The organism is Sphingobacterium sp. GVS05A (assembly GCF_019969845.1).
In the GTDB taxonomy this organism is placed as follows: Bacteria; Bacteroidota; Bacteroidia; order Sphingobacteriales; family Sphingobacteriaceae; genus Sphingobacterium.
Genome location: NZ_JAHXYR010000009.1, coordinates 109,171 through 124,359, shown reverse-complemented (window position 1 = coordinate 124,359; position 15,189 = coordinate 109,171). Strand labels below are relative to the sequence as shown.

Genomic DNA, 15,189 nt, shown 5'->3' with positions numbered 1-15,189 from the left:
TGTTTGCAACATAATCTATTATAAAAATATTATGTTACATAGTCCTTCTTTTGACTTAGAAATCAAAAGTTACAGAGAGCAGCAAAATGCAGCCGTCGAACTGATTCAAATCATTAGTAATCTTTGGTATAACCAGGCTGTTGAGCTCGTTCTGTTCAGAGAGCAGCTTGTTGATGAAAAAGTAAGTGTGATTCTCAACCACCTCCGGGAAAGCACTATCCTTACCGGCAATATACTGTCCATATTTGATCTATTGAATGTTGCCCGGGGATTGGAAAAATTAAATCTAGCTCCCGCTCGAATTGATCTCGGTAAACTTGCGACTAAAGCCACAAACGACCAGATCAATGTGGAGGATTTGTCTTCTTTTATTTTCAATGAATTAGAGGGAATCGCCAAGTGGCAGGAATTAACACCCCGCGATGTTGTACTCTATGGTTTCGGTCGTATTGGTCGTCTGCTGGCGCGCGAACTTATTAATAAATCGGGTTCTGGCAAGCAACTTCGTCTACGTGCAATAGTCACTAGGGATCCCAACGATGCCAAATCATTGTTAAAAAGAGCTGCTCTCCTAAAAAGCGATTCTATACACGGCGAATTTGAGGGTGAAGTTTATACAGACCCTAAAAAAAATGCGCTAATTATTAATGGTATCACGGTCTACGTCATCTCTGCTAAGCAACCTGAAAATATTGATTATACAGCATACAGCATCAATAATGCATTGGTTATCGATAATACAGGTGCCTTTCGTGATGAAAAAGAACTTGCACGCCATTTAGCCTCTAAAGGCGCTTCTCAAGTATTGTTGACGGCACCTGGCAAAGGGGTACCCAACATTGTTTACGGTGTAAACGAAAGCACGATAGATCTGGAAAAACATGCTATTTTTTCAGCAGCCTCCTGTACCACAAATGCTATTGCGCCTATTTTGGCCGTCCTCGAAGAGAAAATAGGTATCCTGAAAGGCCATATAGAAACTATTCATTCCTATACGAATGATCAAAATCTGGTGGATAATATGCACAAAAAATCCAGAAGAGGTCGTGCTGCGGCGCTGAACATGGTCATTACGGAGACTGGGGCTGGAAGTGCTGTTTCAAAAGTCCTCCCGACATTAACAGGCAAACTCACCTCCAACGCAATCCGGGTACCTGTCCCTAATGGGTCATTAGCAATATTAAATTTAGAATTGACATCAGCCATATCTTTGGAACAAATAAACACACTCTTAAAAACGAGTGCTTTGGAAGGCAATCTTGTCGAACAGATTAAATTCTCAAGCAATGATGAGCTTGTCTCTACGGATATAATAGGTACAACAGCAGCCGCTGTCATTGATGGACCAGCAACTATTGTTTCAGCTGATGGTAAAAATATTGTACTCTATGTATGGTATGATAATGAGTATGGTTATTCCCATCAAGTTATGCGTTTATCGCGGCATATTGCGGGTGTAAGAAGGTATACGTACTATTAGAATCCAATTTTCAATATAAAAATAGGGTATCCAAAAGGATCGGATACCCTATTTTTCTTTAATTTCGTTCGTCTACTCTTAGCGTCTCTTTTTCAGCTATTCAATTCCCGGCTAGTTTGCTTTTAACTTTGGAGCAGCTTTCTTTATATTTTTATAAATTGGCATTCTTCAAATATTTTATGATAATGGGTGTTGCTCCCGCTTTTTGCTGTACATATTGGCGTGCAGATTTCGCTGCTTCTACACGTTTTGATTGATCCTGCAATCGTTCAAAGACATCCATAAACCCCTTAATGTCAGCAAATGAAAAGCCTCCCCCCTGTTCTATCAGATCTTTCGCTTCCTGAAATTTCTTAAAATTGGGACCAAACAGTACTGGCATTCCATAGGTTGCCGCTTCCAGTGTATTATGTATCCCCACACCAAATCCGCCGCCGATATAGGCGAGCTGACCAAAACCGTACAAAGAAGATAAAAGTCCAATATTGTCTATGATCAATACCTTTGCTTCCGTTAAAGTCGTCATGTCATATTCCGTCATTTTTGAAAAACGAAGTGCCGCAGGCCACAGATTTAATATGCTGACAATATGGCCCTCATTGATCTCGTGTGGCGCTAAGATCAGCTTATATTCTTGAAACCGTTGGAGCAGTTCTTTCAATAATTTCTCATCCTCAGGCCAGGTACTTCCAGCCACCAAAACAGGAGCTGTTTCCACAAAAGCCGCTATCAACGGTATTTCTTTTCGAACCTTAGGCAGGTCAATCACACGATCAAAACGTGTATCACCTGCTAATCCCGCATTTCGAATTCCAAATTCCTTCAATAGACGCACACTTTCCTCATTCTGAACAAAGAAATAAGTCACAAAGCCCAGAATTTTCAGAAAAAAAGTACCATAAGCCTGAAAGAAAATCTGTTCGGGTCTAAAAATTGCCGAAACAAGAAATAATGGAATAGACCTGCTGTGTAAGCCTTCAAAATAATAATACCAATATTCATATTTTGTAAAGACTGCAAATGAGGGATTGATCAGGTCTAAAAACAGTCGTGCATTCTGAGCCGTGTCATAAGGTAAATAGAAAACATGATCCGCCAGATTGGTATTCTTTCTGATCTCATAGCCCGAAGGAGAATAAAATGTTACAATTATTTTATGGTCTAAATAATTATTTTTTATGGCCTCCAAAACAGGTCTGCCCTGCTCAAATTCGCCCAATGAAGCGAAGTGAAACCAGATATGTTTTTGGCTAGAGTCAACCGATTGTTTCATCCGCAAATACCAGTCTTTTCGCCCTGTTACCATGAGGCGCGCTTTGGCATGAAAAGGGGCCAAAATACGCAATAAGAGTCCATAAAGAAAGATTCCAATTGAATAAAGCAAACGCATGTTGTTAAAATAATGTTTATCTTAGTCAAAGATATCAAACCCATTTCATTAATAAGGAACCATTGAGTGGAAAATAAACATCGCAAACGGATTTTGATCACTGGAGCAGCAGGCTTCCTTGGTTCCCACCTTTGCGATCGCTTTATTGCCGAAGATTACGATGTTATTGGGATGGATAACCTGATCACTGGAGACCTACAGAATATCGCACATTTATTTAAGCTGGAGAATTTCGACTTTTATCATCACGATGTTTCGAAGTTTGTGCATATTCCGGGAGATTTGGATTATATCCTCCATTTCGCTTCTCCAGCCAGTCCAGTTGATTATCTCAAAATCCCTATTCAGACACTCAAAGTCGGTTCCTTAGGTACACATAATCTCCTTGGCTTAGCTAGGGCAAAACAAGCCCGGATATTAGTAGCATCGACCTCAGAAGTCTATGGCGACCCTTTGGTCTCACCACAGTCAGAAGATTATTGGGGAAATGTTAACCCTGTCGGTCCCAGAGGGGTATATGATGAAGCCAAAAGATTTCAGGAAGCAATTACGATGGCCTATCATAATGCACATGGGCTTGACACACGTATCGTGCGAATATTTAACACCTTTGGATCCAGAATGCGTCTAAATGACGGGCGTGCCATCCCAACGTTTATAGCACAAGCTATTCGAGGCGAAGACATTACTCTTTTTGGTGATGGTTCACAAACACGGTCGTTCTGTTATATCGATGATCAAATCGAAGGCATTTATAGGTTGTTGCATTCAAATTGTATACAACCCATAAACATAGGCAACCCAGATGAAATATCACTATTGCAGTTGGCACAGGAGATCATAGAACTAACTGCTAGCTCAAGTAAGATCAGCCATAGACCATTGCCCATAGACGACCCTAAACAACGTAAACCGGATATTGGTATGGCGAAGGCAAAATTGAATTGGCAGCCCAAAATAGACCGAAAATTAGGCTTAGAAAAAACCATAGATTTTTACAGAAAGGTTCCTTTGGAAACTTTATCACATAAAGACTTTACATACTATAATCAAAAATAATGAGCAAAAAAATATTAGTCACAGGCGGAACAGGCTATATTGGTTCTCACACAGTTGTCGAACTACATCAGGCGGGATATATTCCTGTAATCGTTGATGATCTTTCCAATTCAAATATCAAGATATTAGATCAAATAGAAAAAATCATCGGGATTAAACCTGAATTTCATCAATTCGATCTTTGTGATACCAATAAAGTAAATGAATTTGTGAAAAATAACAGTGATATTTCAGGGATTATTCATTTTGCAGCATCCAAAGCTGTAGGTGAATCCGTTCAAAACCCTTTAAAATACTATCACAATAATTTTTTCTCCTTGATCAACATCTTGGAATCTTATCGGAATAAACCGATTAATTTTGTATTCTCTTCAAGCTGTACAGTTTACGGCGAACCAGACTATCTTCCTGTCAATGAAAGTGCTCCTGTAAAAAAAGCAACTTCACCTTACGGAAATACAAAACAGATAGCCGAAGAGATTCTTGAAGAAACAGCTACTGCATACGATAACTATAACATTATCGCCCTACGTTACTTTAATCCAGTAGGTGCGCATGAGTCTGCATTGATAGGCGAATTGCCAAATGGTGTACCTCAAAACTTACTACCATTCATTACACAGACCGCAATCGGGAAAAGAGAGAAACTAACAGTATTTGGAGACGATTATGATACGCCAGATGGTTCTTGTGTACGTGATTACATTCATGTGGTCGATTTAGCAAAAGCCCACGTCGCTGCAATCAAATTATTGGAAAAAGGAAACCCTAACGGTAAATATGATGTATTCAATGTAGGAACCGGTAACGGCTATTCAGTACTTGAAGCTATCAAAGCATTTGAGAAAGCTTCTGGTCAAAAATTGAATTATGAAATTGGCCCACGTCGGGATGGCGATATCATCAAGGTATATGGTGATGTAACCAAATCGGCAGATCAATTGCATTGGAAAGCTGCATTGGGTATCGATGAGATGATGGACTCAGCATGGGCATGGGAAAAAAACCTGAAAGAAAATCCTTTGGATTAAATAGAGCCCGTTGAGCTCTACACTTAATATGACCTTCTTCGTAACCGGGACGGTCATATTAAGTGTAGTATTAAATTGGATTATTTGCATCCATTCTCTTTTTGCAAAAAAAACTCCCCGATCCGCAGCTCATCCTATCCATCTCAAAGCTGAAAAGCAGCCAGAATAGAAGCTGGATTAAAATTCACTTCATTGAGTACATTTGACCGATAGCTTCCTTTTTCCAGATACAGCATGGTAAATCCAACAAATATAGAACTACCGACAAAATCGCCACATTTAATGATCAAGTTTTTTGCAGGTATCATATTCTCTTTATACTTAACATCGTATTCCCATTCTACCCCTTTTATCTCAATAGGCTCAAGCTGGTCAAAGTTGAATGAGAACGCCTGAAATTTGAATACCACCGCATTGCATTTTTCAGGAAAGACCAGCGCTCTTTTGATATCAAACTCCGGGAATGATATTTTAAGATCTTTTTTCTTGTTCATGGAAACTACCGGATCGATAAAAAAATAATCCTGCATGTGACAGTTTTCATTGAACTGAAAATTCACCAATCTATCCAATATGCTGTTGCTCAGTGTGCGGCTTCCCTTTTCGCAATCAAGATTTGTTTTTATTGCCCGGTAGATCTGCCTATTTAGCCGATTGCCCATCTGCCCATCATGAAGCCCTTGATGTATTTCGCCAAAACACATCCGGATCAGAGCGCCAGCACGACTTACATTTCCAAAATCTTTACCTGCTCTTTTGGTATCATCGGTCTGTTTGACCCGGTATGGCCTGCTTTGCAGGTAGTTTTTATTGCCAACTTTTCTATTCACCAGCGGACCGACCAGGCCCCTGATAAATCCATTATCATTTATTCCCATACCTAAAGATACCACAGTAAAGCCCTGTAATCAAGCATCTTGTTGATTTTTAAGGATTTCCAAATTCGAGTAAAATGACAATTGTAAATCTTGCAATTTTCAAGGGACTTTGTTGTAAATAGCTTATGGGCAAGTTCGTCCCACGCTCGCCCTGCTCCCAACTTGTAAAAAATGTGCACGCACAGTGAAAGCACCTTAAAAGGTGGACTCAACGTGCACGCACTGTGCACTGAACCTGCCTACAGGGCGAGCTTGGCAATAACATGGTCTTAACTTGGTCCCCATGGGATCCCTTTAACAGCCGAAGGGCGACAGTAGACATCCCAAAGAAGCGACTTGACAAAATATGTTCTTGATATCGATGGATTAACTTTTTAGAAAAATCAGCCCCAGTTCGATTCGACCGGCTTGGTAGAATCATTGCGTAATAAAAAACGAAAACAAGCATCACAATCTTTCTGCAAAGCATTCTTAGCGTCAAGATAAGTAAGAAATTACCCTTTAGACAAGCTCTTTATCAGAAATATATTCCATCAATATTCCGGCTTGTCCACCAAGTTTCTTTTTCAAACGTTGCATTGATTTTTTGATTGCATCAGGAGTAACGCCCAAAACATTGGCAACCTCTCTATTATTTAAGCCCATTTTCATAAGCACAATCACCCTCAGGTTAGATTCGGTAATATCTGGAAATTTAGCTTGGATATCCTGTAATAAGTTCGGAAACTCCTTAGCCAGCAAAAACTTAAATTCCTGCCATTTCTCATCAGTTATAAGATGGGACTGCAAAAGTGTTTTAAGTTCATCCCGGTCTTTGACACTTGTCTCCCCCATTTCATCAAGCATTGAAGAAAGAAGATCTATCTGTTCATTATTACGCTTGAGATATACCATATACTCCTCGAGCTGACTTTTGGAACTCATCAATTCCTTGTCCAATTCGGCTTTGGTATACTTTAGATTCAACAATTGGTATTCATATTCCCGCATACGCTTGCGTGAACGGTATCGAAATGCATTATAAATAAAAAAGGACAATACCAATACAAACAAACTCAATATCACCCACAATCTCGTCTCAGCGCGCTTCTTTTTGATGAGCGCCTGAGCCAATAATAGTTTATCAGCATATTTTTGTTTGTCAGCCATAAATTTCAATTGCGACAAAACGGGGTCCCCATCCAGAAATCGCAATGAATCCTGAAGTTGTTCGATACGTCGACGTGCGTTTAATTCTTGCTTCAAGTCGCCATTTTGAATAGCAAGATTCAACTTATGCCCTTCCAGCTCCAGTATTGTTTTTTTGTCATCAGCTCCTTCCAATAGATGTTCGGTGTCCTTGATCATTTGACGAACTTCTCGATTTGCGCCCATAGAAATACACAAGCGGATCCGCATCATTAAAGCGAAAATGGTATTTTTATTATTACCCAGCGATTTCGAGATTTCCAGATCTTTATCTAAAAGTGACAATGCCTTTTGATAATCTTTCATTCCTTCGTAGATCCGTGCCTGATTGCCCAAGGTCTTGGCATAGCGAAGAGAATCCTTCTCAGAAAGCGCCAGATTTTGGGCAATCTCAAAATTTTTCATTGCCTGCGCCGTATCCCCACCACTTTTTAAAGTTAATAAGCCAAGGTTGTCTAAGATCTCAGCTTTCAGTTTTGGAGAAATGCCTGCTTGCTGTTGGCCAAGTTCCAAATACTTAATTCCCGTTCCATAATCGCCCAAAGTTCCGAAAAAATAACCAAGCTTTTTGTAAGTATGCGTCAGATCTAACACCAGATCCTTTGGTATATCCTCTAAGCCCTTTTCACCCTCTAATAGTAGAGGAAGTGCCTCAGAAGCTTTTAGACATCTATACAGATAAAAACCATACATCACTTTTACCCAAGCTTTGACATTCTGATAACTATAATCCTTTTCCAGATCGAGGGCCTTTAGGTAGTATTTATCACTAAAGCTATTTCTTCCACCTTCACTGTCAAAAGATTGATCCGCTAACAAGCAATAATAAATTGCAAGCAATGCATTGTCGTTTTTCCGAATGGCCTGATTGAAATATGGAGTTAGGTATGTGCTCAACGCCGAACTAGAAGTCTGATACTTCTGTGATTCCCGGATAATAGTTTCATAAAAATTCTTTTCTTCTGCCGAAGAATTAGAATCCATGATATCCATTCCAAAAACAGCGCGACTGGGAATTATCGTTATAAAAAAAAGTATAATAAAAAATCTCAGCATAACGGCATAGAAATCGAATTTCTCACTAAAAATAAAAAATAATTTTAATTAAATCAGCATACAATAAAATCAGTATACAGATAAAAGAAAAATACACTGATCCGATAAAATAAATCGATAAACGGAGATTCCAGGACATCTTAAAGATCACTAGAATGAGGTATCATACCCATGAGAACTAAAATTATAAATGCGATTTGGAGTAATCGCCTTAGTCAATTCAACATCGTGTTCATTTCGATCAGCGATTCGTCTTATTGGATCAAAAAAAGATAATCCTACACGTTGGGTTTCTCCCGCACAAAGTGCAAAAAAACGATCATAAAATCCTTTTCCATAACCGACTCGATGACCATCAACATCAAATGCCAATAAAGGAACAAGGATAAAATCAATAACTGAAGGGGGTACTTCTACTCCGGAAACAGGCTCCGCAATTCCCCATTCATTCGTCTCGAAAATCGTTTGATGATCAAGGATATAGTGTTGCATAGAATAGTCCGAAAAGTTTGAACGGGATACGACCAAGATGATCTTCGGAAAAAATTCCTTCACATAATTTATGATCGGATAAGTATCGGGTTCATGATATTTTTGGATTGGAAGAAAAACATGCATATAGCTAACCTTTGTTAGCTCTATTTTTTGAAATTGCAACAGTAATTCGTGGTTAAGACTTTCCTCATCTTCTTTGGAAAGTTGGCATCTTTTAATCTTAAACTCCTGTCTTAATTCCTTTTTAGATTTCATGCTTAAAGATAATTTTTTTATTCCATCATTCAGATAAAACGCATCCAGTAAATGGATAATCTAATTCCCGTTAATGAAACTGTAAATAGACGGAACCAAGCAAAAAAAAACGGCCTTGTAGCGAGCGCTATCAAGACCGAATAATCAACCTAAACCTAAAATCTTATATTACTTTACGCGTTCGATATAGTTACCTGTTTGCGTATCGACTCTGACTTTCTCTCCCTGATTAATGAATAAAGGCACCATAATCTCAACTCCTGTTTCTACAGTAGCTTTTTTCAAAGCATTTGTAGAAGTATCTCCCTTCACTGCTGGCTCCGTATATGTAATTTCCAATTCAACACTTTTAGGTGCTTCTGCCATAATAGGCTCATCACTTTCAAAAGCAATAATGACAGTCATTCCTTCTTTTAGAAAACGCGCTGAATCACCAAACAAAAACTTAGGAATATTGAATTGCTCGTATGTATTATTGTCCATCACGACGAAAAATTCGCCATCCTCGTATAGATATTGGTAATCACTCGTTTCAACACGCGCAATCTCCACACTCTCATCAACTCTAAAACGATATTCGACTAATTTCCCAGTCTTCACGTTACGCATTCTTGCTTGATAAAAAGCGCGCAAATTACCTGGTGTACGGTGTATATATTCTTCTACAGAGACTAACTCTCCATTAAATCTTAAAATATTTCCTGATTTTACCTCTGATGCCTTAGCCATTCTTTGAATTGAACTTTAAACGGTTATCTCATTATTGAGTCGTCAAAAATACAAAAACTAATTGTTTTATTAAAATTTCATTCGCTACTTTTTGAAGTCGACAATAGAAATTGTTTCGTCACAAAATTCGTATTCTTTTTTTTGATTTGAACAGATAATAAACAATCTAAAATCGAGCTTGGTACACGCTATTAAATTCAGATACCATTCCTCTCCTGCACTATCCAGATTACTTGTTGGCTCGTCCAACAACACTAAATTCGAATTAGAGCAACAGGCCAGTACCAGTTTAACCCGTTGGCGCATTCCTGATGAAAAATGCTTTATTTCTTTGTCCAGAGCACTTTCCAACCCCAACAAATTTAAAACACGCTCTTTATCAAAACCCTGAAGATAACTTTTAAATTGAAAATGAAAATCGAACAGCTCACGCAAGGTAAACTCTTCGATCAATTCTATATATGGTGCAGCGATAGTCAGATGTTGGTAAACCTGATCGATACCAATGATGCTCTCGCCATTCGTATAAACCAATTCACCTTCAGAAGATGACAGGCTGCCAGAAAGAACCTTCAACAAGGTGGATTTTCCAGAACCATTCTGTCCGAGGACAGCATAGCTCTTTCCGGATTCAAAACGATAGTTAATATGCCTGAAAATCCATTCACTGTTATATCTTCGACCAATATCCTTTAATGTTATTTCCAAAGCTATAAAAATCGGTAAAGCTATTACATCGCTCTATTGTTGAATCCTTTCATGATACCCCTTCCGGAATTCCGAATGAAATCCAAAATTTCATCACGGATCTCTGTTGCCTGATATTCAGCCTCAATAATCTCTATTGCTTTGGCGAGATTTCGGTTCTGAACAAATAGAATACGGTAAAGATTTTGAATTTCAGCTATCTGCTCTTCCGAAAACCCTCTTCTCCGCAATCCTACAGAGTTAATTCCGGCATATGAAATCGGCTCACGGGCTGCTTTTACAAATGGAGGAATATCTTTCCGTACCAAAGAACCTCCTGTAACGAATGCATGCGAACCAATTTTCACAAATTGATGTACTGCAACCATTCCCGCTAAAACAACATAATCTCCTACTGTGATATGTCCTGCAAGGGTACTATTATTCGAAAAAACGCAATTATCACCCACTTCACAATCGTGTGCGACGTGACTGTAAGCTTGAATCAAACAGTTTTTACCAATGACGGTTTTATAACGATCCTTCGTTCCTCTATTGATTGTTACACATTCACGAATCGTTGTATTATCTCCAATTTCTGCTGTTGTAATCTCGCCATCAAATTTTAAGTCTTGAGGTTCGCCAGAAATCACGGCACCCGGATATATCTTACAGTTCTTTCCAATTCGAGCTCCATCCATAATGGTTACATTTGAGCCAATCCAAGTACCTTCTCCAATGACAACGTCTTTGTAAATGGTTACAAATGGTTCAATGACCACATTTTTAGCAATCTTTGCTTCTGGATGAATATAAGCTAATGGCTGTATCATCTATACTTCTTTAGTTGTTATTTACTCTTACGATCTGTGCCATAAGTTCTGCTTCGCAGACAATTTTCTCTCCCACCATGGCCACACCTTTCATTTTAGCGATACCTCTCCGGATCGGTTCCATGAGATCACATCTAAAAATAACACAGTCCCCTGGGGTTACTTGGGCTTTAAAACGTGCATTCTCGATTTTGAGAAATAATGTTAGCCAGTTTTCAGGATCTGGAACAGTCTTTAGAACCAATATACCACCGGTCTGCGCCATTGCTTCAACTTGCAATACACCAGGGAATAATGGAGCCCCAGGAAAATGTCCCATAAATAAGTCTTCATTCATGGTAACATTCTTTAACCCCACAACATGTGTCTCGGTTAATTCCAAAATTTTATCGACCATAAGCATTGGCTGACGATGCGGAAGGATTTTCATAATCTCCACAGTATCATACAACGCTGGCATATTTGGATCGTAAACTTTTATTTTTTTACGTGTTTTATCTTTCTTAATCTGCTCTTTGATTTTCTTTGCAAAGGCAACATTTGCAGCATGCCCTGGACGAGCAGCCATAATATGGCCTTTTAAAGGTCTACCTACGAGTGCCAAATCACCAACCATATCCAACAGTTTATGTCGGGCTGGCTCATTCTGATGACGCAATTGATTATTATTCAGAATACCTTCTTTTGCAACAGCAACGGTCTCTTTATGAAAAAGGTGTGCCAGCTTCTGCAACTCCTCAGGCGAAGTTTCTTTATCAACGATAACAATTGCATTGCTAAGATCCCCTCCCTTGATGAGTCCGTGGTCGACTAACATCTCCAATTCGTGTAGAAAACAAAACGTACGTGAAGAAGCTATTTCTGCTTTAAAATCTTCTATGGAAGTAATTGCAGCGTGTTGACTACCCAAAACAGGTGAATTGAAATCAATCATACAAGTCAAACGATAACCATCCATAGGCATTCCCAGTATCTCAACTTTACGATCTGGCTCTGCATAATGAATATTATTGGAGATCTCATAATAATCTCTGTCTGCATCTTGTTCTTCAAACCCCGCTTCTTCCAACAATTTCACAAAAATTGCTGAACTCCCATCCAATATTGGAATTTCAGGTCCATCAATATCAATCAGGACATTGTCGATTTGAAGACCAATTAATGATGCCATTAAATGCTCGATTGTACTGACACTTGCTCCATTTTGAGAAATAGTGGTTCCTCTTGAAGTGTCTGTGACATTATCTGCATCAACCAAAATCTCCGGTTGACCGTCTAAATCTACACGTCTGAACTTAAACCAGTGATTTTCCGGAGCTGGTTTGATTGTCATCGATACAATTTTTCCTGTATGAAGACCTACCCCCGAAATTTCAACCTCGTTTTTGATGGTTCTCTGTTTCACATTCATTTCTAATAACATATTTTTAAATCAAAACTTCTTTTGACAAAACCATCATGAGATTATAATATCATATCGAGATAGCAGCCAGCTAGGGCCGCTCATGATAGCTTCATTACAATTAAATAACAGTTTATTTCAATGAAAAAAGATTATTTCAACTTCGATTCTATTAATTTTTCCAACTCTTGGATGCGTTTCTCCAACTCTGGAAGGCGAGCAAATATGACATTTGATCGAAGCTGAGGCTGATACGGCATCACTGGTGTGCCACCCCATTTTTTTCCTTCGTCTTTAATTGACCGATTAACGCCCGATTGAGCCTGTATTTGCGAACCTTTAGCCACGACAATATGCCCTACGACACCAACCTGGCCACCTAAAACCACGCGCTCTCCAATTTTTGCACTTCCAGAAATACCCGTCTGAGCAGCTATAACTGTATTTTTACCTACATCTACGTTGTGCGCTATTTGAATTAGATTATCCAATTTGACCCCGTCACGTATAATAGTAGCTCCCATTGTAGCCCTATCGATCACCGTATTCGCGCCAATCTCGACATTGTCTTCTATCTGAACATAGCCTATTTGCGGAACCTTTTTGTAAGTACCATCTTCCTGCGGCGCAAAACCAAAACCATCCGAACCAATCACAACGCCCGAATGAACAACCACATTCTTACCAACTTTACAATCATGATAAATCTTTACTCCTGGATAAAGGGTTGTATTATCATCAATCGTAACTTTATCCCCTATAAAAACCTGTGGATAAATTTTAACATTATCGCCGATCGCAACTCCCTTACCAATATAAGCAAACGCTCCAATATACCCGCCAGCTCCTATTGTCGCCTCAGGGTGTATAAAACAAGGTTCTTCGCGTCCACTTTTGTCAAGACGAAACTCATTATACATATTCAATATGGTAGAGAAAGCCGCATAGGCATTCTTAACGCGAATAATCGTCAGTGTGGGTTTGGTCGCTTGCATCAATTGCAAATCTTCATTCACAATGACTATTGATGCATCAGTAGTATAAATAAAATGCTCATATTTTGGATTTGACAAAAAAGAAAGATCGCCTTTTTTACCTTCCTCAATTTTGGCAAGGTTACCTACAGTAACTTCAGGATTCCCTTCAATCCTTCCTTCTAATAATGTCCCTATTTGTTGAGCAGTAAATTGCATGGTACAAATCTATGTTTTTTTATTAAAAAATAACTATCCGATGGAAGGAATTGCAATATATCCTACCTCTTTCGGATAACATAATGCATATTTGGACACATTTTTTGACAACGCTTCTAAATTTCCAAGATCCGACGCTTCAGTAATATCAATAAGTTCTCCCGACTTCAATAATATCTTGATTTGATCATTAGTAGGGTTATATGCGCGATTATGAATTTCCTGTGTAAACACATAATAATGAATATCCTCTTCCTTTACACCTAAGGATTCCCGTACTTTGGCTTTTACCAGTTCTATATAATCTGGGGGAAAGGGTTTATTGCTCATAACTGAACGATACAGGTCTCTTTTCATTATTCGCTGACACATTTTACTCAAAATCTTATCCTCATGCAGCTCCCATGTTTTTATCGCTGACATAATATCCGTATCATCTAAACGAGTGAACCAGTCCAAATGCAACGGGTCAGCCATAAAATTTGTTCGGTCAATCTCTTGGCTTAAAAACCAATGGAATGCAGGGGTAGAAAAGAGTTTTGCTCCAGATGCCGTTAAATATTTTGCTCTTTGTAAAATTTTAATCAATAATTGCTCTGCCCCTATAACTGTTTTATGTAAATACACTTGCCAATACATTAGTCTCCGCGCAATAATAAATTTTTCCACAGAATAAAGTCCTTTGTATTCAACTACAATCTCGTCATTCACAACATTCAACATCTTTATAATACGGTCAAATGAAATTACTCCTTCAGAAACGCCAGTAAAAAAGCTATCTCTATTCAGATAATCCATCCGGTCTACATCCAATTGGCTAGAAACAAGCTGATGGAGAAATTTTCGAGCGTATTTATTATTAAAAATATCAATCGCCATGCTTAATCCCCCTCCCAAGTCCTGATTCATCCGATCCATCAACAAAGAGGAAAGTAATTCATGCGAAACGCCTGCAATCAAACTATGTTCCAGTGAATGGGAAAAGGGACCGTGACCGATATCGTGTAGCAAAATTGCAGCTAAGACAGCTTCTTCTTCCTTTTCAGAGATCTGGACACCTTTACTTCGAAGCGTCTCCAATGCCATAGACATCAAATGCATCGCTCCTATCGCGTGCTGAAATCGTGTATGTAACGCCCCTGGATAGACCAAATGAGTCATACTCACCTGTTTAACATAACGAAGACGCTGAAAATAGGGATGTTGTACAAGGTCAAAGACCAAACCAGTAGGAATAGCAACAAACCCGTATACAGGATCATTGATGATTTTATTTTTGTTCAATGCGGCGATAAATTAATGCTACTTTTCAACATATTAAATAGAAAACCCACTTATGTAAAACACAAACTTATGGTTATCACTAATATAAACTTAAAACAAAGATAGTTAGTTCATCGTTAAGAAATGTTAAAAATAAATCTAAAGCACGATATTTGCTTATGTTAGCACGATATTGAAATCCATTCAATGAACGAGGTATTTTCTTTTGTTACAATTTGAGTAACATATC

Annotated in this window: 13 protein-coding genes; 3 read left to right on the top strand and 10 right to left on the bottom strand. The window is 38.6% G+C overall.

Annotated elements, in window-relative coordinates; genetic code table 11:
- The first annotated feature begins 31 nt into the window (after positions 1 to 31).
- Positions 32 to 1,480, top strand: a complete 1,449-nt coding sequence (locus LC454_RS20890; protein WP_223584349.1) for a glyceraldehyde-3-phosphate dehydrogenase — start codon at positions 32 to 34, stop codon at positions 1,478 to 1,480.
- A gap of 151 nt (positions 1,481 to 1,631) precedes the next feature.
- Here LC454_RS20890 and LC454_RS20885 read toward each other — a convergent pair whose 3' ends face one another.
- On the bottom strand, positions 1,632 to 2,870 hold the full coding sequence (locus LC454_RS20885; RefSeq protein WP_223584348.1) for a 3-deoxy-D-manno-octulosonic acid transferase: 1,239 nt from the start codon (positions 2,868 to 2,870) through the stop codon (positions 1,632 to 1,634).
- 66 nt (positions 2,871 to 2,936) lie between these two features.
- On the opposite strand from LC454_RS20885, the gene LC454_RS20880 reads away from it, so the two are divergent.
- A complete protein-coding gene (locus LC454_RS20880) occupies positions 2,937 to 3,929 on the top strand; it encodes a UDP-glucuronic acid decarboxylase family protein (RefSeq protein WP_223584347.1) in 993 nt (330 codons plus the stop codon).
- Entirely contained in the window at positions 3,929 to 4,960 is a 1,032-nt protein-coding gene (galE, locus tag LC454_RS20875) for a UDP-glucose 4-epimerase GalE (protein WP_223584340.1), read from the top strand. Before LC454_RS20880 ends, galE begins: the two co-directional genes overlap by 1 nt.
- A gap of 143 nt (positions 4,961 to 5,103) precedes the next feature.
- Here the strand turns inward: galE and LC454_RS20870 are convergent, their stop codons facing one another.
- From LC454_RS20870 to LC454_RS20830, 9 genes are all read right to left on the bottom strand, one after another.
- Positions 5,104 to 5,838, bottom strand: a complete 735-nt coding sequence (locus tag LC454_RS20870) for a hypothetical protein (RefSeq protein WP_223584339.1) — start codon at positions 5,836 to 5,838, stop codon at positions 5,104 to 5,106.
- Positions 5,839 to 6,339: 501 nt separating this feature from the next.
- On the bottom strand, positions 6,340 to 8,010 hold the full coding sequence (locus LC454_RS20865; protein ID WP_223584338.1) for a tetratricopeptide repeat protein: 1,671 nt from the start codon (positions 8,008 to 8,010) through the stop codon (positions 6,340 to 6,342).
- Between the two features lie 222 nt (positions 8,011 to 8,232).
- Entirely contained in the window at positions 8,233 to 8,832 is a 600-nt protein-coding gene (locus LC454_RS20860; protein ID WP_223584337.1) for a 5-formyltetrahydrofolate cyclo-ligase, read from the bottom strand.
- Positions 8,833 to 9,000: 168 nt separating this feature from the next.
- Positions 9,001 to 9,561, bottom strand: a complete 561-nt coding sequence (gene efp / locus LC454_RS20855) for an elongation factor P (protein WP_120261848.1) — start codon at positions 9,559 to 9,561, stop codon at positions 9,001 to 9,003.
- Positions 9,562 to 9,645: 84 nt separating this feature from the next.
- A complete protein-coding gene (locus tag LC454_RS20850; protein ID WP_223584336.1) occupies positions 9,646 to 10,269 on the bottom strand; it encodes an ATP-binding cassette domain-containing protein in 624 nt (207 codons plus the stop codon).
- Between the two features lie 23 nt (positions 10,270 to 10,292).
- Entirely contained in the window at positions 10,293 to 11,081 is a 789-nt protein-coding gene (lpxA, locus tag LC454_RS20845) for an acyl-ACP--UDP-N-acetylglucosamine O-acyltransferase (protein ID WP_075990789.1), read from the bottom strand.
- A 10-nt stretch (positions 11,082 to 11,091) separates the two neighbouring features.
- Complete coding sequence (locus LC454_RS20840) at positions 11,092 to 12,492, bottom strand: bifunctional UDP-3-O-[3-hydroxymyristoyl] N-acetylglucosamine deacetylase/3-hydroxyacyl-ACP dehydratase (protein ID WP_223584335.1); 1,401 nt, start codon at positions 12,490 to 12,492, stop codon at positions 11,092 to 11,094.
- A gap of 143 nt (positions 12,493 to 12,635) precedes the next feature.
- Complete coding sequence (gene lpxD, locus LC454_RS20835; protein WP_223584334.1) at positions 12,636 to 13,676, bottom strand: UDP-3-O-(3-hydroxymyristoyl)glucosamine N-acyltransferase; 1,041 nt, start codon at positions 13,674 to 13,676, stop codon at positions 12,636 to 12,638.
- 33 nt (positions 13,677 to 13,709) lie between these two features.
- Positions 13,710 to 14,960, bottom strand: a complete 1,251-nt coding sequence (locus tag LC454_RS20830) for an HD domain-containing protein (protein WP_223584333.1) — start codon at positions 14,958 to 14,960, stop codon at positions 13,710 to 13,712.
- Positions 14,961 to 15,189 lie beyond the last annotated feature (229 nt).

What these genes read in the sequence shown, in the direction of transcription:
- LC454_RS20890 (WP_223584349.1), top strand. Translation starts at nt 32, where the DNA reads ATGTTACATAGTCCTTCTTTTGACTTAGAAATCAAAAGTTACAGAGAG.
- LC454_RS20885 (WP_223584348.1), bottom strand. Translation starts at nt 2,870, where the DNA reads ATGCGTTTGCTTTATTCAATTGGAATCTTTCTTTATGGACTCTTATTG.
- galE (WP_223584340.1), top strand. Translation starts at nt 3,929, where the DNA reads ATGAGCAAAAAAATATTAGTCACAGGCGGAACAGGCTATATTGGTTCT.
- LC454_RS20870 (WP_223584339.1), bottom strand. Translation starts at nt 5,838, where the DNA reads ATGGGAATAAATGATAATGGATTTATCAGGGGCCTGGTCGGTCCGCTG.
- LC454_RS20865 (WP_223584338.1), bottom strand. Translation starts at nt 8,010, where the DNA reads ATGGATTCTAATTCTTCGGCAGAAGAAAAGAATTTTTATGAAACTATT.
- LC454_RS20860 (WP_223584337.1), bottom strand. Translation starts at nt 8,832, where the DNA reads ATGAAATCTAAAAAGGAATTAAGACAGGAGTTTAAGATTAAAAGATGC.
- efp (WP_120261848.1), bottom strand. Translation starts at nt 9,561, where the DNA reads ATGGCTAAGGCATCAGAGGTAAAATCAGGAAATATTTTAAGATTTAAT.
- lpxA (WP_075990789.1), bottom strand. Translation starts at nt 11,081, where the DNA reads ATGATACAGCCATTAGCTTATATTCATCCAGAAGCAAAGATTGCTAAA.
- LC454_RS20840 (WP_223584335.1), bottom strand. Translation starts at nt 12,492, where the DNA reads ATGAATGTGAAACAGAGAACCATCAAAAACGAGGTTGAAATTTCGGGG.
- lpxD (WP_223584334.1), bottom strand. Translation starts at nt 13,676, where the DNA reads ATGCAATTTACTGCTCAACAAATAGGGACATTATTAGAAGGAAGGATT.